Source organism: Pseudobacillus sp. 179-B 2D1 NHS (assembly GCF_045370945.1).
Lineage (GTDB): Bacteria > Bacillota > Bacilli > Bacillales > Domibacillaceae > Pseudobacillus.
This window is the reverse complement of record NZ_JBIQDP010000001.1, coordinates 282,243-304,793: the sequence shown is the minus strand read 5'-3', so window position 1 is coordinate 304,793 and position 22,551 is coordinate 282,243. Positions and strand designations below refer to the sequence as shown.

Below are 22,551 nucleotides of genomic sequence, written 5' to 3'. Positions count from 1 at the left end.
GTAAAAATAATTCGTGTCCTTCTCATCGCAGTAATCCTTATTTTTTTGTTGGTAAAATAAAAAAACACACTCATCCCTCAACAAGGGACGAGTGTGTATTAACCCGTGGTTCCACCCAACTTCCCATAAGCTCAATGGACGGCTTATGGCTTTGGTGCTGTAACGTAGCATAGACGGCATTGGATACTTCAAGTTCCCCAATACAGCTCAAAGGCGGTAAACTATTTCCCTAAGCTAGGAAGATTTCAGCCTGTTCTTCCCTCTCTGAAAGCCGTAAAAATAATTCGTGTCCTTCTCATCGCAGTAATCCTTATTTTTTTGTTGGTAAAATAAAAAAACACACTCATCCCCCAACAAGGGACGAGTGTGCATTAACCCGTGGTTCCACCCAACTTCCCATAAGCTCAATGGACGGCTTATGGCTCTGGTGCTGTAACGTAGCATAGACGGCATTGGATACTTCAAGTTCCCCAATACAGCTCAAAGGCGGTAAGCTACTTTCCTGCGTTAGGAAGATTTCAGCCTGTTCTTCCCTCTCTGAAAACCGTAAAAGTAACCCATGTCCTTGTCAGTGCTTTTCGCAAATTTAAACAGTTCATTTGAAATTATGTTACATACTACAACAAATGATCATAAATGGCAACACTATAATTTTAAATTTCTAGTCTCTCGATCTTTTTCATTAAGCCTCATTCGGACACACGACGGGTGGTTTCCCCCAATATCGAAATAAAAAGTTAATCTGACTTTAACTTAGAATAAAGATTAAGATCGACGAATTTGTCTTTCACTTTCTCACATTGTCTCAGTGTTCCTTCGAAAGTGAAACCTAGTTTTTTTAGCACTTTAATAGAATTGACATTTTGAGGCTCCACTTTAGCTTCCACCCTATTAAAGTTTAACGCGTTAAAGGAGTAATCAATCAAGGCTGATACGGCTTCTGTTGCATAGCCATTTCCCCAATGCATTCTAGCTATGTCATAACCAATTTCAGTTTTGGCATTATCAAAATCCAAGGAATTGTAACCGCAAGAGCCGATAATTTCATTGGATAGCACCTCAACAATAGAGAAACGAACCGCTTGGTTATCTTGAGATAACTTTTCAAGATAAGTAATCATTTCTTTCGCCTCATCTTCATTGGTGAAATGCTGGATATTCATGAATTGAGTTACTTCAGGATCAGCCCATATTTTAAACAAGCTTGATGAATCGGCAATCGTCATTTTTCTTAAATGTAACCGTTCTGTATACAAATCTTTAATCAATACTTTTCCCTCCTAAGGTAAATTGTCGGTGAGTTAAAAATATTGATATCTGCGCATAATTCAGTCCCTTCTGTTTATTCCTTGATTATTATACAGGTTTTTACGGATTATTCCATAAAAACCATCTAAAAGAAATTCAAGACACTATTTAAAATCAGTGCCTGGCAGCCGGATTTCTACTTTTGTGCCTTTTCCTTCCTCACTCTCAAAGAAGATTTTGCCTTTGTGATGCTCGATAATTTTGAAGCTAACCATTAATCCTAGGCCCGTTCCTTTTTCTTTATTAGAATAGAACGGTTCTCCCAGATGCGGGATACGATCTTGAGAAATGCCAATGCCATTGTCGGATACTTCAATGCAAATAGAACCATTGGCCGCCTGTTTTGTACAAATGGTTACCTTTCCTCCATCGGGCATTGCCTCAATGGCATTTTTAATTAAATTTAAAATGACTTGCTTCATCTGCTTCTCTTCGACTCTGACTAAAGGCAGCCCTTCTGCTAACATAGGAACTAATTCTACCCCATAGAGTACAGCTTCGGGCCCCATGAAGGCAATCGTATCTCTTAAAATGCTGTTAATGTCCTTTTCGGTAAAAAACATTTCTTGATTTGGCTTGGCGAGCATTAAAAATTCCTGCATGATTGACTCAATTCTATCAAGCTCGGAAAGAATAATTTGGCTGTATTGATGATGAGTTTCTTGTCCCCACAACTGAGTAAAGCCTTTAATAGCGGTTAAGGGGTTTCTTACTTCATGAGCAATGCCAGCCGCAAGTTGTCCGACTGCACTTAATTTATCTCTCTTATTCAATAAGATTTCTTTCTCTTTTAAGCTGGTAATATCTTGTGTGATCACAATGACCCGGTTTTCAAAGCGCTCATCAATGATCTTACGCGATCGAAGCCAGATAACAGAGCTATCTTTGTGAATAGCCTGGTATTCAATTTCTGCTCGTTCTCCGTAAACTTCTTCTCTGGCAAACTTTTTAAATCTCTCCTGGTCTTCCGGATGAATAACTGATATGAAGGAGCTGAGGTCTTGATAGATCTTACTTTTTGGATGTCCTAGCACTTTTTCATAAGAAGGGCTGATATAAAGGAGCCGGTTCGTAAAACGGTCGTATACGCAAAAAATATCGTTAATATTTTCTGAGATGTCGAGGAATTTTTTTTCGTTTTCTTTTAATTCTTCTACTTTTCGATCTAATAAGAGGGCTGTTTCAATTTTTCGAGTAATATTTCTTGTGACGCAAACCGCAGCGGTGAATTGTCCATTGGCATCCAATACAGGTGACATAGAAATTTTCATATGAAGAAAAGAACCCTCTTTGTGCCGGCGAATCGTTTTAAAATGGTGGACGGTTTCTCCAGACATGAGCTTTTGTTTTAAAAAGCTAAACTCACCTTCTAAATGTATGGGAACGACTGGCAGAAGGTCCTCCTGTATTTCATTTAATTTCCAGCCGTATTCTTGTTCAAATGCCTCATTTACAGCAATAATTTTCCCATTCTGATCAAAGACACATAGAGGATCACAAACTGCTTTTAAAAAAGCGTTACGCCAACTATTACATTCAACTGGCAAATGATTTGATAAAATGGATTCTGTTTCATTGGTTTTCACTTCTATCCTCTCCCCCTTATTACTATGTCTAAAATTCTTTTATTTTTCATCAAAAACCTTTCAACAAATGGCGAGTTTTTATGACAATTTCCAATATGAATGTAGGTGCCCAGATTCCTTTTTACACAATTCTCAGCGAATGAACTATAATAAAGACAAACATATCGTAAAGAAGAGGTGCCGCTATGGAAATAAAGCAGTTATTTGAATACTTTCAAGAACGGACGCCAGCCATTTTAGGCAGTGAAAATTTTACGAAGTTTGCTGTTCTTCTTCCCCTTGTTGAAAAAGAAGGAGACATCCATGTCCTGTTTGAAGTGCGCTCACATAAGATGCGCCGGCAGCCCGGAGAAGTTTGCTTTCCGGGTGGAAAGTGCGATCCGGAAGATGAAGACGAGCGCTTCACTGCAATACGCGAAACGGCAGAAGAACTTGGCGTTATACCCTCAGATATACACCATACTTTTCCGCTTGATTTTATGCTATCCCCTTTTGGTACTATTATCTTTCCGTTTGTGGGAGCGTTGCCGACCAGCCAATTAAATACTAATCCAGAGGAAGTAGAAGAGGTGTTCACTGTCCCGTTGGATTATTTATTGAAAGCTGTCCCAGACTGCCACTCGATTAACTTTAAAGTGGAACCGGAGGAAGGCTTTCCGTTTGATCTCATCATCGGGGGGAAAGATTATAATTGGCAGGCACGCCCAATGGATGAATACTTTTATTTTTATGAAGACCGGATTATTTGGGGATTAACAGCACGCATTCTTAAACATTTCCTAGATATAGTCAAAAAGTCCGGAGTCTTTTGTGAGCCTCCTCCTCTTGACAAATCAAAAAAATAATAGATAATTATGAATAATCATGAATACTTAAACGATCAAGGGATTAGTAAACACGTGAAAGGCGCCAGAGAGTGGGACCCACCGGCTGAAAGGTTCCTCGCCGGCAGCTGTTGAACCTGCCCTTATTAAGCATCGCTTATGACAACATAAGCCGTTTTCCCTCGTTACGGGGTTTAAAGCGGGCGCTTCTATGCGCCAATAAAGGTGGTACCGCGGAACAGCATGCCCTCCGTCCTTTTTAAGGAGGAGGGGCATGCTGTTTTTTTTATATACGAGAAAAGGATGATGGATTGTGAAGAAATCACGGGTTGTTGTGAAGATCGGCAGCAGTTCCCTGACGGATGAACAAGGAAATATTGTGGAAGAAAAAGTTCAAGACCATGTGTCTGCAATCGCAAAGCTTCGTGAAAATGGGCATGAAGTCATAGTCGTTTCTTCTGGAGCCATTGCCGCGGGGTTCCGGTCTCTTGGCTATAACTCTCGGCCTAAAGCAATAGCCGCCAAGCAGGCAGCGGCAGCGGTTGGGCAAAGCTTGCTGATTCAGAAGTATATTTCCTTGCTTGCTCCTTTTGGCCTCGTTGCTGCTCAAATGCTGTTAACGAAGGAAGACTTTTACAGCCGCGGTCGCTTTCATAATTTTTATACTTCGATGTCGGAATTATTGCGGGCAGGCGCTGTTCCGATTATTAACGAGAATGATTCTATTTCCATTGAGGAGCTTACTTATGGGGATAACGACATGCTGTCTGCACTTGTGAGCGGTTTTACCCAGGCGAATGCCTTGATTATCCTTACCGACATTGATGGGCTTTATGACAGCAATCCTGTTCATAACCCCGAAGCAAAACGGTTTCACTTTATTCCTGAAGTGACAGATGACCTGTTGTCGTATGCTGGTGACAGCAGCACTTCTATTGGTACCGGAGGAATGAGGTCAAAGCTCTTAGCAGCAAAAAAAGCGCTATCTCTTGGAGTGCCAGTGTTTGTTGGCAACGGCACAGGCAAGGAGAAGCTGATGGATATTCTTGAAGGAAAAGGAGCAGGCACATACATTGGCGCTCCCTTCAAAAGTCATATGCAAATGAAAAAACAGTGGCTGGCCCATCATGCAAAAACAAACGGAGCGATCGTAGTAGATGAAGGAGCCGAGCAGGCGATTCTTTCAAGAGGAAAAAGCCTTCTGCCCGTTGGCGTTCTATCTGTTGAAGGCTTGTTCCATGCCATGGACGTGGTCACGGTCTTAAATCAAAAAAGAGAAGTGCTCGGCAAAGGACAGGTTTTTTATTCTTCTGCAGACCTTGTAAAAGTGAAAGGTCAGGCTGGTGCACAAGCGCGTCATTATTCTATCAATGAACGGGCTGAGGTCATTCATCGTGATAATTGGGTAACTACAAAAGTATTTATTTAACAAAGAGAACGGAGTGGAGATAATGGGAGAATTACTGGAGAAAGCAAGGCTATTAAAGACGGCTTCTTATCAAATGGCTATGTTGGATGAAGCAGAAAAAAACGAGGCGCTAGAAAGAATAGCTCAAGCGTTGCTTGCCAATGCAGATTTTATTTTACAGGAAAATGCCCGGGACATGGAAGATGGAACAACTGCCGGATTTGCTCCACCTTTACTAGACCGACTGCAGTTAACGGAGGAACGGATCGGCCAAATGGCTGATGGCGTCCGACAATTAATTAAGCTAAAAGACCCGGTTGGCGAAACAACAGAACAGTGGACGCTTGAAAATGGATTAAATATTCGGACAGTCCGCGTGCCGCTCGGCGTGATCGGCATGGTGTATGAGGCACGGCCGAATGTTACGGTTGATGCCGCAGCTCTATGCTTAAAAGCAGGCAACGCAGTCCTGCTCCGCGGGAGTTCCTCTGCAGCTCTGTCCAATCTTGCATTGGTAAAAGTTATGAAAGCTGCTTTGCAAACTTCTTCGATTCCAGAAGATGCACTGCAATTGCTGGAAGACACAAGCAGAGAAACAGCGACTGAAATGTTCCGCTTAAATGAATACTTGGATGTGCTCATTCCACGGGGCGGAGCAGGCTTAATTCAGACTGTGATCAAACAGGCGACCGTACCTGTGTTGGAAACTGGTGTAGGAAATTGCCACGTCTATATTGATGGCAGCGCAGAGAAAGATATGGCCATTGCCATTGCAGAAAATGCGAAGCTCCATCGACCTTCTGTCTGCAATGCAGCTGAAACGTTATTGATTGATATACATTGGCCTTACCGAAAAGAGCTCTTGCACACAATCGCCGAAAAAGGCGTTGAGCTGCGCGGATCGGCTGATTTGGCAGAGGAATTTTCATTTGTTAAACAAGCAGAAGAAGAAGACTGGCACACTGAGTATCTAGCTCCGATTCTTGCTGTAAAAACAGTGACAGGTGTCCGAGAGGCTATTACTCATATTCAAACATATGGAACGAAACACTCAGAAGCGATTGTGTCAGAGAACAGAGAACATGTGCAAACATTCTTCCGGGCAATTGATGCCGCAGTTCTTTATCATAATGCTTCCACTCGTTTTACAGACGGTGAACAATTTGGATACGGAGCAGAAATCGGCATCAGTACCCAAAAGCTTCATGCCCGTGGGCCAATGGGGTTAAGAGCCCTTACGACAGTAAAGTCACTCGTAGAAGGAACCGGACAAATTAGACATTGATGAAAAAACCGGCCGCTCTAATTTTGGGCTGCCGGTTTTTTCTCTCCATTTACAGGAAAGCCATATGAATGTAGTTGCTTTCCTGTAAATGAAATCCCTGTTTAACGAGCGCTTCCCACATATAGCGATCCAGTGAATAAGGACTCTTTTCCTGTAATTCGGCCACCTTTTCTTTGTCAAGCGAGAATGTATATAAATAGTCCTCAATGATAAAAGATGCATAAATGACTTCTTCATACTCATTCCAGTCAAACAGCAAAATAGCCTCTTGTCCCCAATCATTCAATTGTACATCCATGCAATTTATCACATGGTAAAAGTAGCTCTCATTACTCATCATCTTTGCTAGATAGCCTCTAAGCATCCCAGAAGTATTCATCCAACTCCTCCATTTCCTGTTTATTATTGTCATGAACTATATAAACTTCCTATTCCCTCTCAGAGGCCTTTTAATCCAAGTAAATCTACTTTCTTTAAAACAGAAGGTTTGTTCATTAGGCGTGTGGATATACATTCCAGTCGCTGAGCGTTATCGGGCCTCCCTCATAAGAACCATAATAGAAAAACGGACAGAAAAAGGGAATTCCCTTTTTCTGTCCGTTGGTTTCTCTTTATTTTAGTTCTTGAAGGATTAGCTGTTCCCCCTCTTTTTTGTAAGTGAACGTGATGTTTGTTCCTTCTTCCATTTGATCAAACTTCTTCATCATGTCACTGTCAGGGGCAACCTGGAAGGATTGTGGCTGTCCATCCACTTCAATTTCTACCGTATGTGGGTCGGCCATGCCATTGAAAGTTCCTTTTGCTTCAGTGTTTGTGTCATTGCTGCTTGCCGCTTTTAACTCCTGAAACACCAATTGTTCCCCCTCTTTTTTATAAGTAAACGTGATGTTTGTTCCTTCTTCCATTTGGTCAAATTTCTTCATCATGTCACTACCAGGAGTTACTTGGAAGGATTGTGGCTGTCCGTTTACTTCAACTTCCACTGTATGCGGATCAGCGACACCGTTAAACACTCCCTTTGCTTCAATAATTGTGCTGGCGCTGTCTTTTTTAGCGGTAATCTTTTTCAATTCTTGAAGGATCAGCTGTTCCCCCTCTTTTTTATAGGTGAACGTGACGTTTGTCCCTTCTTCCATTTGATCAAATTTCTTCATCATGTCACTGTCAGGGGCAACCTGGAAGGATTGCGGCTGTCCATCCACCTCAATTTCTACCGTATGTGGATCGGCCATGCCATTAAATACACCTGTCGCTTCCGTTATATTAGCAGCTGGCTCTTTGGGTGCAGCTGGCTGCTTGTCCGCATTATCCGCATTGTCTGTTTTGTCTGTATTGTCCGCTGGCTCCTCTGCCGGTTCTGGCGATTGAGTTGTTACCTCTTTATCTACCGGCTTCTCTGTTGTTTCTTCTGCGGAATTATCTGCAGGCTTCTCTGTAGACTGTTCTTTCGTTTCTTTTTCTGAACAAGCCCCTAATATTCCTCCAGTGAGCAAAACAGCTCCCAGGATTGCAGACCATTTCTTCATAGATAACTCTCCCTTCACTTACTTCTCTTACAGCCTACATTGTAACATACATGGAATTTTTCGCTAACTATTTACATAATAAATAGAAAAAATAGGACTCCCGCCTGAGAGAATTTTCAAATTCTGAGAACATAATAAAATTCCTCCCTGTTTCCCTTGGGAGACGGCTTCCTTTCATTTTCCCTGTTCATTTATTGAGAAAATAACAGTATAATAGTTCGTTGTATAAAGAAATGAGGGTTAAACATGAAACAAACGATTACACCTGTATTTGATCCATGGGAAGCTTACCTCGATGTACAGCAAGCTGGACATATACAATTATCAAACGTAGAGTTCACGACAACGACTCTTTGCAATATGAGATGTGCGCACTGCGCAGTGGGTTACACGCTGCAAACGAAAGACCCTGAGGCCTTACCGCTCGATCTATTTATCCAGCGGCTTGATGAAGTGCCTGCTTTGCGGGCCTTAAGTATTACTGGCGGCGAGCCTATGCTGTCAAAAGCTTCTGTTCGCAACTATGTGCTGCCGTTATTAAAATATGCCCACGAACGGGATGTATACACACAGATTAATTCTAACTTGACGCTGGAGCTTTCTCGCTATGAGGAAATTGCTCCGTACCTAGACGTTCTACATATTTCCCATAACTGGGGCACAACAGAAGAATTTGCAGAAGTAGGCTTTGCCAATATGGCGCGGAAGCCGACATTGCAGCAGCGTGAAGCTTTGTTCCAGCGAATGATTGATAACAGCCGCGAATTGTCTCGCATGGGAGTCATGGTATCAGCTGAAACCATGTTAAATAAAAGCACGCTCCCTTACCTAGAAAAGATTCACCGACAGGTCGTAGAAGAAATGGAATGTGCTCGCCATGAAATTCATCCTATGTACCCAAGCGACTTCGCAAGTGCGCTTGAGTCGCTTTCTCTTGATGAAATCAGGGAGGCCATTCATCACCTGCTTGATATACGTGATCCAGATGTATGGATGCTGTTTGGTACTCTTCCTTTTTATGCTTGTAGCTCGGATGAAAGCACACAGCAGTTGCTCAAACGGCTGCGCACTGAAAAGAATGTGACCGTTCGTAACGATCCTGATGGCCGTTCTCGCTTGAATATTAATATCTTTACGGGGGAGATTATCGTCACAGATTTTGGGGATGCGCCGCCTTTAGGAAATGTTCAGACGACTACCTTGCAGAAATCTTATGAAACATGGAATCAATCCAAGCTCGCTGCTGATCTCAATTGTCATTGTTCAGGCGTTCAATGTCTAGGTCCTAATATTCTAGTTAAAAATGCTTATTATCCACACGTTGATTTTACAAATAAAAAAGCTGTTTTTGCTAAATAAGAAAGCATTAGCCCCTGCAGAAGGTTAGAAAATATCTATTCTACATTGTTTCTCTCCGTTCTGTATGAAGATTGCTAAAACCGCCACAAGAGCTCATTTTGTCAGGCGGTTTTAGTTTTTTATGCCATACAAAAGGTTCTCCCTGCCCATGAAAAAATGAGTAGGTGGTTTCTTTAGGATAAGGCTTGATTAACGTTAGTTATTTACTTTTTCCATGACGGCAAAGTAATTTTCTTCACTATCTGCAAAGTTAAATACTCTGCCAGAGGGCATATTTACAATGTCTCCGACTGTAACTTTTTTATTTAATAAGTCGCTATGTAACGTATCGAGGTTTTCTGAAAAAAACATTAAAGAAGGTGTGCCCAGATTTAATCCAGGTGACATTTTGGCCACGAATTCCTTATTGTGCAGAAGGATAGTCGTTTCTGCCTCCTTTGTTGGACCGATTTCAATCCATCTCATTCCTTGGCCGTTATTTTCTTCAGAAATCACATGAAATCCCACTTTTTCTGTCCAAAAATTTACTGCTTCGTCCTGATTGTTTACATATAACATGATTTGACCGATCTTATGAATCATTCATTTTCCCTCCTGCATGTTTGATATCCATATTTAATTCTACAACGGGTGCGGATAACCCTTTCTAATTCGCACTTCTCTAAACTTGTACGAATGGCTGTTTGAGTGTAAAATCTTAAACAAGTAAAACCCCGTTTCAGGCTTAAAACGGGGTGAAATATAGTTATTTAATTCTCACCGCAAGGCACTTAGTTCTCGGAGCAAAGTATCGGCTAAATGTGACTGAAACTACCTTAAATATCCCCCATTATTTATATCGAATGTTGCTCCTGTGTAATGCTTAGACTTATCTGATAATAAGAAGATAACCGTATCGGCCACATCTTCAGGCATCACAGGCGTATTAATGAGCTGGTGAGTTACATACTCTTTTTTTCTCCAATCAGGTATCACTCCCATCATCGGCGTGTTCACTATCGTAGGAGCGACTGCATTCACTCGGATATACGGTGAGAAATTCATGGCACTGCTTTTAGTTAAGCCTAGTATGGCCGCTTTTGATGTTCCGTAAATTGCATCTGAACTGCCTTCTATCCCTGATACTGAAGACATATTCACGATCACTCCCTTACGCTGATTGGAGAACAACTGCTGGCCGAACATCTGTGTGAAGTAAATAAATCCCTTAACGTTTATATTTAACACTTGATCAATTTCATCTTCTTGATAATCCAGTATATTCTTCGCCAAATAGATGCCTGCGTTATTCACTAAACTATCTGCATCAGCATGCTCTGACTCCACATAGGCAAAAAATGAGACCGCCTCTTCATATTTGCTTACATCTAACGGATAGGTGTAAAGAAATTCATGGCCATTCATGGCCTGTTTTAACTCATGTAAGGAGTCTTCATTTATATCACAGGCAATGACTGCAGCTCCTTCCTGCAAACATTGTTTCACCATTTCTTTTCCAATACCAGAAGCCGCACCTGTTATGATGATCTTCCTGTTTTTTAGCACTCTATAAATCCCCCTCTTCTCTCTTTTAAACGAATCCTTCCTGTAAATTAAAAACTGAATGTATAAACTATTTTATCATCGCTTATTGTGCAGCGTGGACAGATGATTAAATAAAATAACGGAAGATTTTTTTATAGGGCTTTGCTGTAAATCAGTATATACACTTTTTGCGCATAAGAGGACGATTCTTTGCTCATCCTACACTGTGATACTCGACAAAACGAAAGGAGTCTTTTCATGCAGAATACACAAGCACCGATTCCGAACCCACCAAGAGTTCTTACAACGAAAGACTTGCTTTACTTAAAAGATGCATTATCATGGGAACTTCTGGCATTTAAAAAGCTTCATTTTTTCGCTCAACAGGTGAGCAATCCGGAAATCCAGCAAGCGCTCGAAAAAGCAGGAAGAATGCATCAAAATCACTTTCAAAAATTGCTTACCCATCTGCAAGTAGATAACAATGCTGCATTAGCCAGCTTGCCTACTCCTCAACAGGGACAGAATTCGTAAAGAACCAAAAGGAGGTCGATGAAATGTCAAATCAGCAAAATCCCAATCAAATTGCCAATCCGCAAACAGGACAATTGCCGAAAGTCAAAAGTCCAGAGATGAATGATCGTGACTTTATTAATGATGGTCTCAGCACATGTAAATACTTAACTGACAGCTTGAACATTGCTGTGCGTGAAGCAAGCCACGAACAGCTGTATTCGGACATGCTTCAAATTCTTTCAGAAACCCATCAAAGCTGCCGCGAGCTTTACGAATTAATGTTTCAAAATGGCTGGTATAAGCTTGAGGCTGAGGATCAGCAAAAAATTGATCAAGCCTATAAGCAATTCAGTAATTACTCCTCGCAGTTTCCCTATTAAAAGAAAGATCCCGGCCATTTAGTTTGCCGGGATCTTTCTTTTAACCAGCAAATTTCTCTATGTCAAAAAAACAAAGGGGTGAATGGATAGATTATAATTAAAAATACATTCATTCTTAAAGGAAACGGCATGATGGATCTTGAAGTGGGTTTTCTTCCGGAAAATTGTATAAGAGATATACCAGATGCAGGTGGATATTTTCCTTTTTCTATAGATGGAAAGGCTCTATATGTTATAGATTATCAAAGCATTGATGAAGAATTTGAGAATTTTTTATGCGATTGGATGAAAAAATTAGACCGTTTTCCCATCTATGCTGTTTTTGAATATATGGATTATCAGGAAGAAGAGATAGAAAAAGAGTTTTCATTGGCCAAGGTTGAAAGGCTCCATATTAACTTTAAAAAAGAAGTATTTATAAAAACAAAGTTAACAAATTTATCTCAATTGCAAGTGGTTATGCCTTATCTATACGGGCAAGGAAGCATGAATTTTTTTGCTGCATGGTCTCTTTCTCAAGATCTCTTCAGCTTTGATAAGCGAGAAATGAACACTCTCTTCGGCCTTAAAAAAGTACAGCTGCCTGTTATCTCTTTAAAACAAAAGGGTACAGTCTTCTGGGTTGATTATGACGGGCAGTCGATGATTTCTATTTCAAATGAAAAGTTATTTTCATCGATTGAATCTATTAGCCATTCCTTCCCTTCAAACACCCATGTGATCAAATGTGAATAGGCAGATAAAGAATGAGTTAGGCAATCTCTGCTGTCCGGATCGAAAAAGGATCTTCGATTTGAAGATCCTTTAGTAGAACAAGTGTGGCTTTGACGTAAAGTTTGATAAAAAGCCATGTGTAGCCATGTGTTGTGGACAGAATTTTTCCCGGTCAGCAATCGGGCCAGGGTGTTACTTATCGATAATCGTTAGACACTCGCGGATATCTGTACGTGGTCGTGCAGTCGGTACATGTTGGGGATAGCCAATCATCAACGTAGCTACTATTTTTTCCCCAGGCGCGACACCGATTTCCTCTCTAAATGCGGGGTCATAAATCCAATCATTCGTACGCCAAATCATGCCGATGCCTCTTTCCCATGCGGCCAGTTGAAAATTTTGAATGAGCGAGGAGACCGCTCCATAATCTTCATCCCACCTTCTTTGGCGAGGATCTTCAGGCATAATAACGACAAGGTGTACGGGGATATCCCGGAAATATTGGGCTTTCCTCTTCACTTTTTCTGAAACGTCACCATCCACTTTTGGCTGTGAATGAATGTAGGCTTGGATAAATTTTTCTTTTCCTTCATCTACATATAACTGGAATCGCCACGGCTCTGTTAACTTATGATTGGGTGCCCACTTGGCCACGTTTAATAACTCAATAATCACTTCAGGACTAATCGGTTCCTTTTTAAAGGATTTAATCGTTCTACGATTTATAATGTTTTCTTCAACCGCATTTATTCCTTCTTGATGGCTCATCTTACACATCCCCCTTACATAGCTTTTGTAAAAGTATATGTAATTGATCGACCTACATGAAAAACATTCTCAATTACATTATTTCTTAGTATAGCATGATTGCAAGTAATCTCCTAATCATACACGCAATAGCGATAGATATAACGCTAAATCCTATCTCACTGTACGAGGATTTTCTTTTATCCGAAATTTAATTTATATAGTATTTATTCCATATATGGTAATATTTACATGAGAAATAATCTGTTATAGGAGTGTATGTAATGAAAAACAATCTGTGGACGAAACTAGCTGTCATTTTTTTCTCTGCAATCATGTTCATGCCCACAAGTATTGCACAAGAGACGGCTAGAGCCTCTGGACAAGAAACAAAGAAGGAAGAGCCTTATATTGAAGAATATGATGCTAAAGGCAATCTAAGTAAATCCTACTCTAGTAAAGAAATTGAACTGCTTATGAAAGAAGCAAAGACATCAGAGCGTTTATTAAACACAGAACCAAAAAACACTAATGAAAGTTCCTATGTTCATTTTTATGATGAAAACAATCTCTTAATAGGTTCATCGAATGCAAAAGCGGTAACAGCCCAACAAGCAGCGTTAGCAAAAGTTAAGGATGCAGGGTATCTGGTGTACAGATATGATGAAACGACTTTCGGAAACAGTGTGACGATAGCTAGCGAAAGATACTTTAAAAATCCTCAAAGCATCACCGTCACTCCAAAACAACAAGTGAATGCCCTGACCATTCAAACATACAAAGAAGGTTATTCAACACCCTCAGGAAGCATCAAGATCGGAAATCTTCGCGCCAGTGTGAATGTTCCGCTCGCGGACATCGCTCAACATGCACTCGGATCTGGCAATTATAAAATTCAATTTATCCACAATGATACTGCAGGCAGCATGACTTATCTGAATAGCGGGACCCTTTATTATCAGTAAAAGAAAATTAGAGCTTGTTGGGAATGAAGTAGATAGACAAGCAAAGGAGCACGAACGGGAACATGAGCTTTTACAATCTGTCCTGGTTACTTCATTCCCGGCCTTCCTAGTCCTTCTTCAATCTTCTTTCTATCTACTTCCTCTATCCAATCGTAATAGTTCTCATACAGCGGCCGGATTCGATCTGCTTCACGAGCTATCACTTCACATCCCCGATCATCATAAACAAAGAAAATAATATCTTTTGTCGTATTCACAAAGAAAACATCCGGATAATGAATGAAGTCCTCTCCAAACTTTGGTTTCAGCGGAAAGTCTTCGTTACATGCTGCCTTCAGTAATTCATTCATACGTATGTCCTCTCGCTTACAAAGCAATGAAAATTGTTGCCTTTCATAATCTTTCGCTTCGTCCGACTCAAACGGATAAGGATATGTTCTCACCTGAATTCGGTTTAAAGCGTTTTTACACTTCAAAAATGGTTGATAGACCTTCAGTTTTTTGGTTTGTTGCTTTTGGTTTTTGTGCTTATAAATATTGGTTACTAGAAGCAAATCGTCCTCTCGTTCGAATAATTCATTAAAAATGGTGAAGGCTTGCTTATAGACCACTCGAAATCGTTCAAGATTGAGCCCACCGTTCTCTTTAAATTGATAGATTTCCGTACCAAGTGAAAAATGAATGCCAATGTCCCATTGATTATAGATGCTTGGGACTAATTCGACAGGGGGGAACCTTTTCTTAAGGTATTCTGCTACGTCCATTCCTCATCTTCCTTCCTGTTTATCGTATTTTACTAAGGTGTGTTTGTTTCTACATAAATAGCCGGTTTGATGAGAAAGTTATCCCTTGTACTTTTTTAATCTTCTCATAAATGAAGACTGGCTAATGCCTAATGCTTTCGCTGCTTTTCTTGTGGTTTTATGATGATTGTAGGCTTGTAGGATGATTTCTTTTTCAACCTGGTCCAAGATGCCCTGTAGAGACTCTTCCATAAGATTAAGGGATAGAAGTGAGTCCGTATTTGGCCTCGCCTTTTGTTGATATTTTTTCGGAAGATCAGCTGTAAGAATTTCATCTTGTTTTGCTAAAATCACGAGCTGCTCTACTAAATTCTCTAATTCTCTTATATTTCCAGGCCATTGATAATTTCGCAGAATGTCAATCACTTCGTTCGAGAAAAATCGCGCTTTTTTATGTAATCCGTTAAATCGCGTTAAATAAAAATGCAAGAGAGGAAAAATATCTTCTTTCCTTTCTCTAAGAGGAATGATGGCAATAGGCAGAATGTTAAGGCGGTAAAATAAATCACTGCGAAAGGTGCCTTCGTCTACCATCTTCTCTAAATCACTGTTTGTTGCTGCAATGATTCGAATATTTGCCTTTTGGATTTGAGCAGCCCCTATTGGACGATACGTTTTATCTTGCAATAGCTGTAAGAGTTTAGACTGCAACGGAAGCGAAAGCTCGCTAATTTCATCAAGAAACAACGTGCCGGTTTCAGCAAGCTTTACGAGTCCTGCCTTCCCCTGCGTGTTGGCCCCTGTAAATGCCCCTTTTTGATAGCCAAACAGTTCGGATTCGATCAATGTTTCCGGAATAGCAGCACAATTTACATAAATAAACGGTTTATTATGTCTTTCGCTGAGCTGATGAATTTTTTTGGCGGCTACATTTTTTCCCACCCCTGTTTCTCCCGTGATTAAAACAGTTGTATCGACACTCGCGACTGTTTCAATAATTTGAGAAAGTCGAATCGATGACGGACTTTGTTCAATAAAAGGAAGCTCCTGTTGGTTGAACAATTGATGTAAATGCAGTTTCCTAAATTCTTGAATGTAACGGTTGAGAAGTGCATTAATTTCTTCAAACTCAAGCTGAGGGGTACTAGAAGCCAATTTACTCATATCTCTGCCGTGAGCAATCACATACTTGATCTCCCCCTCTTCATCCAGAATAATATGTCCCGTAGTCATATGTTTTTTTCCGTTTACTAAGGTTTGTACCTTTGTAATCCGCTCTCCTGTTTCGATGACCTGTTTAATAATGGACGGTTGAAATACTTTCTCCTTTTCGAGTTCTTTTACATTTTTACCGATAATGTCCATTCCTTCGAACGACTCTTTGCTTGTTTTATTCATCCATAAAGTCGTCCCATTTTTATCCGCAATATAAATGGCGTCATCTAAAGAATCAAAAATTTTGAAAAAATCATTTGAGCTGATTGATATGTTTTCTGTCTTCATTCACCATTCCCCCCTTTTTTCTGTGAAAAATGAGTCTCTATTGGTTCGAATTTTCACACTCCATCAAAACCTTCAAACGATCGAACCATATATAAATCAATCACAAGAAAATTGAACCAAATTTGGTTCAATTATATATGAATCCCTTGAGAGTTTGTATTAATTTATTAAAATTTACACACTATTCTAACATGTAAGCAGTTAAAAGCAGGCACAGAAATTGCAATATGAAAAATTGAACCAAAATAAAGAAAGGTGAGTAAAAAAATGACAACTACTTTTGAACAACTCTCATGCTTGGCTGATCACATGAAAGAAGACATGGTGCAATGGCGGCGTTATTTGCACGAAAACCCTGAATTGTCGTTCCAGGAAGAAAAGACCTCCCAATTTGTGTTCGATACTTTACAGTCCTTTGGCGGTCTAGAGGTTACTCGTCCGACAAAAACAAGTGTAATGGCCCGATTAATTGGCTCCCGTCCCGGCAAAACACTTGCGCTCCGGGCGGATATGGATGCCTTGCCTCTTCAAGAAGAAACTAGCTATGAGTTTGCCTCTAAAAATCCAGGCATCATGCACGCCTGCGGCCATGACGGCCATACGGCTATGCTGTTGGCGTGCGCTAAGATTTTATCCGGCTTGAAGAACCAAATTAAAGGAGAAATTCGATTTCTATTCCAACATGCCGAAGAGGTCCCGCCGGGGGGCGCTATCGAAATGGTCGAAGCTGGTGTGATGGATGGGGTTGACATGGTGATTGGTTTACATCTCATCTCGACCATGGAAGTCGGGACATTGGCTATTAACTCCGGCCCCCTCCATCCCGCTTTAGGTAATTTTGACATTAAAATTCTAGGAAAAGGCGGACACGGCGCCTCTCCACACGAAACGATAGACAGTTTAACCATTGCTGCCCAGGTCGTGACGAATCTGCAGCAAATTGTATCACGAAACATTGATCCGTTTGAAACGGTTGCCTTATCGATTACCAAAATTCACGGGGGAGCTGTCGAGGGGGATACGGCTTATAATGTCATTCCTGATGCACTGGAGCTTGGTGGCACGGTGAGATGCTTTAATGAGGAGCTTTTACACTCCATCCCTGCCTTAATGGAACGCATCATAAAAGGAATTACGGATGCACACGGCGCAAACTATCAATTTTCATACAAACAAGGCTACCATCCTGTTGTCAATGATCAGCAAATCGCTTCCCTTGTCGAGGAAGCACTGATAGAAGCGTTTGGTGCAGAAGCAGTCCATAAAGCAAAACCGATCATGCCGGGAGAAGATTTCTCTGAATACCTTCAAAAGGCACCTGGCGCTTATTTTTACATTGGCGCCGGAAATGAAGCAAAAGGGATCACTTATCCGCATCATCACCCACGGTTTGCCATCGATGAAGAGGCCTTGCCAATCGGAGTACAAGCCTTTCTCCGTGCGGTCTTTAAATTGTTAGATTGATTCATTCACTAGATAAATTTTCAAGAGGAGAACATGACATGAAAAACATTCACTTACTAGGCATGTTGCCATTTATCGGAATGCTTGGCGGACTTCCCTTCGCTAACAGAGAAACACCCTACATTCTCGGAATGCCCTTTCTTCACTTTTGGATTGTTTTATGGATCGTTCTCACCTTTTTTATTATGTTAACGATCTATACATTTGATCAAAGCAATAGAGACAAGGAAGGTGAAAGGGAATGAATATAGCAACGATGATCATTTTGGCTTTTCTCCTTTTCTGTCTTTTTTTGGGAATCCAAGCGAAAAAAGGAAAAGAAATGAATATGGAGCAATGGGCTGTAGGCGGCCGCGGTTTTGGCTACATGTTTGTCTTTATTTTAATGGCTGGTGAAGGATACTCTACTTTCACGATGCTTGGCGCGAGCGGTTGGGCTTATTCAAAAGGTGTCCCTGCCTATTATGTTCTCAGCTATACGGCTCTGGCATTTGCTATTGGCTACTGGCTGCTGCCGCCTATTTGGCGCTACGCGAAAGAACATAACATTGTCTCTCAACCAGACTTCTTTACCTATAAATATAAAAGCAAACCATTGGGAGTGCTGACTGCTGTCGTGGGCATTATTGCCATGATTCCTTATATTATTATCCAATTTAAAGGATTAGGCATCATTGTGTCTGAAACGTCTTATGGAACCATTTCGCCCACGCTTTCCGTTATCATCGGGATGATATGTATAACGATTTATGTAATGATATCTGGAATCCACGGTTCTGCCTGGACGGCCGTTATAAAGGATATCCTTGTATTCTTTATTATTGCCTTCCTGGGGATTTATCTTCCCTATCATTATTACGGCGGGCTACAGCCGATGTTTGAAGCGGTCAGTGCAGCCAAACCAGATGTCCTTACTTTTTCCGAGTCTGGATTAAGTATATCCTGGTTTATTTCAACTGTTCTCTTATCCGTTCTTGGTCTTTATATGTGGCCTCATTCACTCGTTCCCGTCTTTTCCGCTAAAAATGAGAAGACCTTTAAAAAGAACGCCATTATGATGCCAGCTTATACACTCATGCTGCTGTTTGTTTTCTTTGTGGGCTTTGCTGCCATTCTCAAAGTCCCTGGACTCGTTGGGGCCGAAGGCGATCTCGCTCTGCTCAGAATTTCTGTACAAACGTTCAGCCCTTGGTTTGTTGGATTGATTGGAGCCGCTGGATTGTTAAGCGCTCTAGTGCTAAGCTCGATTTTGCTGATGACCACTTCAACGATTTTAGCCAACAATATCTATAAATTATTTGATCCCGGCGCCAGCAGTGTTAAAGTAGGAAAAATAGCGAAGCTCTGCGTTCCGCTCGTCTCCCTACTATGCTTATATTTCACCCTGGGAAACAGTAATTCCTTAACCGTACTGTTTCTGTCGGGCTTTAGCATCGTCACACAATTGTTTCCAGCTTTTTTTGCCAGTCTGTTTAAAAAGAACCCTTTCACCACACAGGGAGCATTTGTCGGCATTACCCTTGGTGTTAGCGTTGTTTTGTATACAACCATCACACAGCAGACAATGGGAACTCTTTTCCCTCACATGCCGCAGGTGATGAAAGATTTGAATATTGGTGTTTTAGCGTTAGTCATAAATATGATCTCAATGAGCATCGTTAGTGCTGTGCCGCCCAAACATTCTTCTCTTGCTGGACAAGAAAGCAAAGAAAAAGTGATCTAACAAAAAAGCAGGATTTCTCACTCTTATTAAGTGAAAAATCCTGCCTTTTCTTATATAAAACATCTCATTAGAGCATAGAGAGTGGAATCTAATAATTTCAGTTTTTATTACGATGATGAAGAAGGCTTCTCTTATTTTTCTTCTAAATTATCAAGGATCACCTTAATGTTCGATTCCATCATCTTAATGTAAGTGTCTCCATCTTCCCCTGGCTTGCCGAGAGAGTCTGTAAACAATTTTCCGCCAATCGGCACGCCTGTTTCTTTTGAAACCATTTCCATGCTGCGCGGATCAATACTTGTTTCAACGAATAAAACCGGCACTTTTCTTTCCTTAATTATGTCAACAATTCGTTTTACTTGTTGGGGCGTACCTTGGTTTTCTGCATTGATTTCCCAAATATAGCCAGCATCAAAATCATAGGCAGCACTAAAGTATTTGAAGGCACCCTCACTCGTTACTAAATAGCGTTTTTCTTTTGGAATTTTATTGAAATTTGCTACTGCTTCCTTGTGAAGTTCTTCGAGCTGGACAATATATTCTTTCGCGTTTTTCTCGTATACTTCTCTATGTTCAGGATCTACTTTTATAAGAGCTTCCTTTGCATTTTCCGCATATTTAATGCCATTGCGGATATCCAGCCAGGCATGAGGGTCCTCTTCCCCTTCCTTCCCCTTTGTCGTTAAATGTTTTGCTTCTACCCCTTCACTAAGACGGAAAACAGGTGCATCCTCTCCGGATTTTCCAGATGTGTCTAGTAGTTTTTCAAACCAGGAGTTTCCTGCTTCTAAGTTTAAGCCGTTATAAAATATCGCATCAGCATCTGTTGCTTTTTGAATATCCAATGGCAGCGGATCATATTCATGCGGATTCGAACCTACCGGTGCTAAGCTGTGAATCTCTACACGGTCACCACCAATGTTTTTTACGATGTCATATAAAATGGAATATGTAGTGACAATTTGCAATTTATCATCTTTGCCACCACCAGCTGATGCTCCTGTTTGCTCTCCTGCTTTATCTCCGCTTCCGCAACCTGCAAGAATTAGAACCGCCATAACACCCGTAGCTAAAAATTTTAATAGTTGTTTCATTACTCAATCTCCCCCCGTCTTCTAGATTAAAGATACTTTCTTTCTTCTTGCTTTAATAAACCGCCATAACACACCCCGCTTTGGTGAAAAAGTGAATGCTGATAAAAACAGCACAGTGGCGACTAATACAATCGTTGCACCAGAAGCTAAGTTATAAGTAAAGCTGAAATACAATCCTACAACAGACGAAATCACCCCGAGCCCTGCCGACAAGTAAAGCATGATCCACAAGCGATCGGTTAATAAGTAAGCTGTGGCCGCCGGTGTGATCAGCATAGCTACGACAAGCACGATGCCTACCGTTTGCAGGGAAGCAACAGTGACCATTGTTAACAGTGTCATTAAGAAATAGTGAATACCTTTGATTGGCAATCCATAAGCTGCCCCCATTGTCGGATCGAAGGAAGTAACAAGCAGTTCCTTGTAAAATAAATAGATAGACGCGAGAACGAAAATGCCGATTCCGAGCGTGGTCCACATATCGGAAGGACGAACAGCCAAAACATTGCCGAACAATATATGATAAAGATCTGTGCTGCTCTTCATCAACGTAATCAGGACGATCCCTAAGGCAAAAGCAAACGTGAACATAATACCGATGGAAATATCATTCTTAATGCGGCTATTCTGGCTGACAAACCCAATCGCCACAGCCGTCACCACTCCTGAAACAACGGCACCGATAAAAAAGTTAATGCCGAGCATATAGGCGATGGCCACTCCGGGAAGAACAGCGTGGGAAATCGCATCCCCCATTAACGCCATGCCTCTTAGAATGATAAAGCATCCGACAACTCCACAAATGATTCCGACCATAATCGAAGTTAACAAAGCTTTTTGCAAAAAACCGTATTGAATAACAGCATCAATAAATCCCATTTATGCGTGTACCCCCAATCTGTCAAGAAACGAGAACTGACCTGAGTAAGCTTTGGACAGGATGTCAGCCTGCAATACTTGATGAATGTCTCCAAAGCCAATGAGTTCTTTGTTTAATAGGATAAGCTGATCAAAATAGTCATTTACTTTGCTTAAATCATGATGAACAACGAGAATCGTTTTTCCTCTTTCTCTTAATTCTTTTAAGAGGTTAATAATCGTTTCTTCACTCGCGGCGTCAATCCCCACAAATGGTTCATCAAGAAAAAAAATCTGTGCTTTTTGTGCAAGAGCCCTTGCCAAGAAGACACGCTGCTGCTGACCGCCGGAGAGCTCTCCGATCTGGCGCTTGCTGAACGCTCCCATCCCGACCCTCTCCAGACATTGCAGAGCCCATTCTTTTTCTTGTTTCTTCGGTCGTTTAAACAATCCTAGCTTCGGATAGGATCCAATGACGACAGTATCTAACACTGTAATAGGAAAATCCCAGTCAATATTGCTTCTCTGAGGCACATAAGCAACCGATTTTCTTAATTCTTTCACGCTTTTTCCATATATTTGTACATCCCCTTTATCTTTTGGTATCAAATTTAACAAGGCTTTTATTAAAGTAGACTTCCCAGCTCCATTTGGTCCGATGATCCCCACTAAAGTTCCTGGATCAATAGAAAAGCTAATGTCTTTTACTGCTTCATTTCCATGATAGGATACAAATAAATCTCTCACTGTAAGGGCACTATCCATCTTGATTCTCCTTTACTTGTTTTCATAGTTACTAACAAAAAGAGTTGGCTTCTCTTTTAAAAATCCCAGGCCTCTTTTTTTGCTTGTAGACAAAGTTTTTCCTTAAGGCAAATTTTTGGGTAAAAAAAAGATTGTTTCTAAAACTACTGTATGCAGCCATTTTAAAAATGATATATGCGTACAACCAATAAAGTTTCCTTAATACAAAAATTAAAGTATAAGTCAGGTTATGTCAAGGAAATTGTGATTAAAATAAGCC

The 22,551-nt window shown here is 40.8% G+C and carries 23 protein-coding genes and 1 other annotated feature; of the genes, 11 read left to right on the top strand and 12 right to left on the bottom strand.

All coding sequences use genetic code 11. The annotated features are described in order from the left end of the window. Positions 1–80 precede the first annotated feature (80 nt). Positions 81–308: a binding site (T-box leader), on the bottom strand. Between the two features lie 429 nt (positions 309–737). Beyond that, positions 738–1,268 carry a GNAT family N-acetyltransferase gene (locus ACH0BF_RS01620; protein ID WP_340854086.1) on the bottom strand — a complete coding sequence of 177 codons (531 nt, stop codon included), beginning with the start codon at positions 1,266–1,268 and terminating at the stop codon, positions 738–740. A gap of 144 nt (positions 1,269–1,412) precedes the next feature. After that, positions 1,413–2,894, bottom strand: coding sequence for a PAS domain-containing sensor histidine kinase (locus ACH0BF_RS01615; protein WP_340854085.1), 1,482 nt, complete (start codon positions 2,892–2,894; stop codon positions 1,413–1,415). 185 nt (positions 2,895–3,079) lie between these two features. Between ACH0BF_RS01615 and ACH0BF_RS01610 the strand changes: the two genes are divergently transcribed. The 3 genes from ACH0BF_RS01610 (at position 3,080) to ACH0BF_RS01600 (ending at position 6,411) form a co-directional block, all read left to right on the top strand. After that, entirely contained in the window at positions 3,080–3,739 is a 660-nt protein-coding gene (locus ACH0BF_RS01610) for an NUDIX hydrolase (protein ID WP_340854084.1), read from the top strand. Positions 3,740–4,031: 292 nt separating this feature from the next. Beyond that, positions 4,032–5,147: a glutamate 5-kinase gene (proB, locus tag ACH0BF_RS01605; RefSeq protein ID WP_406908701.1), complete on the top strand. Its 1,116-nt coding sequence runs from the start codon at positions 4,032–4,034 to the stop codon at positions 5,145–5,147. Between the two features lie 22 nt (positions 5,148–5,169). Next, positions 5,170–6,411, top strand: coding sequence for a glutamate-5-semialdehyde dehydrogenase (locus ACH0BF_RS01600; protein ID WP_406908700.1), 1,242 nt, complete (start codon positions 5,170–5,172; stop codon positions 6,409–6,411). Positions 6,412–6,460: 49 nt separating this feature from the next. Here ACH0BF_RS01600 and ACH0BF_RS01595 read toward each other — a convergent pair whose 3' ends face one another. Then, positions 6,461–6,790, bottom strand: a complete 330-nt coding sequence (locus tag ACH0BF_RS01595) for a hypothetical protein (protein WP_340854081.1) — start codon at positions 6,788–6,790, stop codon at positions 6,461–6,463. 232 nt (positions 6,791–7,022) lie between these two features. Then, positions 7,023–7,937, bottom strand: coding sequence for a hypothetical protein (locus tag ACH0BF_RS01590; RefSeq protein WP_406908699.1), 915 nt, complete (start codon positions 7,935–7,937; stop codon positions 7,023–7,025). 246 nt (positions 7,938–8,183) lie between these two features. On the opposite strand from ACH0BF_RS01590, the gene yfkAB reads away from it, so the two are divergent. After that, on the top strand, positions 8,184–9,296 hold the full coding sequence (yfkAB, locus tag ACH0BF_RS01585; protein WP_340854079.1) for a radical SAM/CxCxxxxC motif protein YfkAB: 1,113 nt from the start codon (positions 8,184–8,186) through the stop codon (positions 9,294–9,296). Positions 9,297–9,491: 195 nt separating this feature from the next. Here yfkAB and ACH0BF_RS01580 read toward each other — a convergent pair whose 3' ends face one another. Both ACH0BF_RS01580 and ACH0BF_RS01575 read right to left on the bottom strand, forming a co-directional pair. Then, a complete protein-coding gene (locus ACH0BF_RS01580) occupies positions 9,492–9,878 on the bottom strand; it encodes a VOC family protein (protein WP_120031364.1) in 387 nt (128 codons plus the stop codon). 228 nt (positions 9,879–10,106) lie between these two features. Continuing rightward, positions 10,107–10,841: an SDR family NAD(P)-dependent oxidoreductase gene (locus ACH0BF_RS01575; RefSeq protein WP_120031366.1), complete on the bottom strand. Its 735-nt coding sequence runs from the start codon at positions 10,839–10,841 to the stop codon at positions 10,107–10,109. Between the two features lie 237 nt (positions 10,842–11,078). Here ACH0BF_RS01575 and ACH0BF_RS01570 point away from each other — a divergent pair, with 237 nt between their 5' ends. From ACH0BF_RS01570 to ACH0BF_RS01560, 3 genes are all read left to right on the top strand, one after another. Beyond that, a complete protein-coding gene (locus ACH0BF_RS01570; protein ID WP_340854077.1) occupies positions 11,079–11,354 on the top strand; it encodes a ferritin family protein in 276 nt (91 codons plus the stop codon). A 23-nt stretch (positions 11,355–11,377) separates the two neighbouring features. Then, positions 11,378–11,716: a spore coat protein gene (locus tag ACH0BF_RS01565; protein WP_120031372.1), complete on the top strand. Its 339-nt coding sequence runs from the start codon at positions 11,378–11,380 to the stop codon at positions 11,714–11,716. 132 nt (positions 11,717–11,848) lie between these two features. Beyond that, complete coding sequence (locus ACH0BF_RS01560) at positions 11,849–12,451, top strand: hypothetical protein (protein WP_406908697.1); 603 nt, start codon at positions 11,849–11,851, stop codon at positions 12,449–12,451. Between the two features lie 171 nt (positions 12,452–12,622). Here the strand turns inward: ACH0BF_RS01560 and ACH0BF_RS01555 are convergent, their stop codons facing one another. Next, entirely contained in the window at positions 12,623–13,198 is a 576-nt protein-coding gene (locus ACH0BF_RS01555) for a nitroreductase family protein (protein ID WP_120031376.1), read from the bottom strand. 263 nt (positions 13,199–13,461) lie between these two features. Between ACH0BF_RS01555 and ACH0BF_RS01550 the strand changes: the two genes are divergently transcribed. Then, on the top strand, positions 13,462–14,142 hold the full coding sequence (locus ACH0BF_RS01550) for a hypothetical protein (RefSeq protein WP_406908696.1): 681 nt from the start codon (positions 13,462–13,464) through the stop codon (positions 14,140–14,142). 86 nt (positions 14,143–14,228) lie between these two features. On the opposite strand, the gene ACH0BF_RS01545 is transcribed toward ACH0BF_RS01550, so the two are convergent. Beyond that, complete coding sequence (locus ACH0BF_RS01545; protein ID WP_406908695.1) at positions 14,229–14,906, bottom strand: DUF3885 domain-containing protein; 678 nt, start codon at positions 14,904–14,906, stop codon at positions 14,229–14,231. A 78-nt stretch (positions 14,907–14,984) separates the two neighbouring features. Continuing rightward, positions 14,985–16,388 (bottom strand): sigma-54 interaction domain-containing protein, encoded by a 1,404-nt coding sequence (locus ACH0BF_RS01540; RefSeq protein WP_406908694.1) that lies wholly within the window; start codon positions 16,386–16,388, stop codon positions 14,985–14,987. 267 nt (positions 16,389–16,655) lie between these two features. On the opposite strand from ACH0BF_RS01540, the gene ACH0BF_RS01535 reads away from it, so the two are divergent. Genes ACH0BF_RS01535 through ACH0BF_RS01525 form a run of 3 tightly spaced genes read left to right on the top strand, consistent with a single transcriptional unit; the run spans position 16,656 to position 19,575 of the window. Continuing rightward, on the top strand, positions 16,656–17,852 hold the full coding sequence (locus ACH0BF_RS01535) for a M20 family metallopeptidase (RefSeq protein ID WP_406908693.1): 1,197 nt from the start codon (positions 16,656–16,658) through the stop codon (positions 17,850–17,852). 38 nt (positions 17,853–17,890) lie between these two features. Beyond that, positions 17,891–18,097, top strand: a complete 207-nt coding sequence (locus ACH0BF_RS01530) for a DUF3311 domain-containing protein (RefSeq protein ID WP_406908691.1) — start codon at positions 17,891–17,893, stop codon at positions 18,095–18,097. Further along, positions 18,094–19,575, top strand: a complete 1,482-nt coding sequence (locus ACH0BF_RS01525) for a sodium:solute symporter family protein (protein WP_406908690.1) — start codon at positions 18,094–18,096, stop codon at positions 19,573–19,575. Before ACH0BF_RS01530 ends, ACH0BF_RS01525 begins: the two co-directional genes overlap by 4 nt. A gap of 131 nt (positions 19,576–19,706) precedes the next feature. Here ACH0BF_RS01525 and ACH0BF_RS01520 read toward each other — a convergent pair whose 3' ends face one another. From ACH0BF_RS01520 to ACH0BF_RS01510, 3 genes are read right to left on the bottom strand one after another with little or no spacing between them, the layout of a single operon-like run. After that, entirely contained in the window at positions 19,707–20,669 is a 963-nt protein-coding gene (locus ACH0BF_RS01520) for a metal ABC transporter substrate-binding protein (RefSeq protein ID WP_406908689.1), read from the bottom strand. Between the two features lie 21 nt (positions 20,670–20,690). Beyond that, positions 20,691–21,548: a metal ABC transporter permease gene (locus ACH0BF_RS01515; protein ID WP_340854067.1), complete on the bottom strand. Its 858-nt coding sequence runs from the start codon at positions 21,546–21,548 to the stop codon at positions 20,691–20,693. Then, the gene (locus ACH0BF_RS01510; RefSeq protein ID WP_340854066.1) at positions 21,549–22,292 is read right to left on the bottom strand and encodes a metal ABC transporter ATP-binding protein; all 744 of its coding nucleotides are present in this window, start codon (positions 22,290–22,292) and stop codon (positions 21,549–21,551) included. Positions 22,293–22,551: the final 259 nt, after the last annotated feature.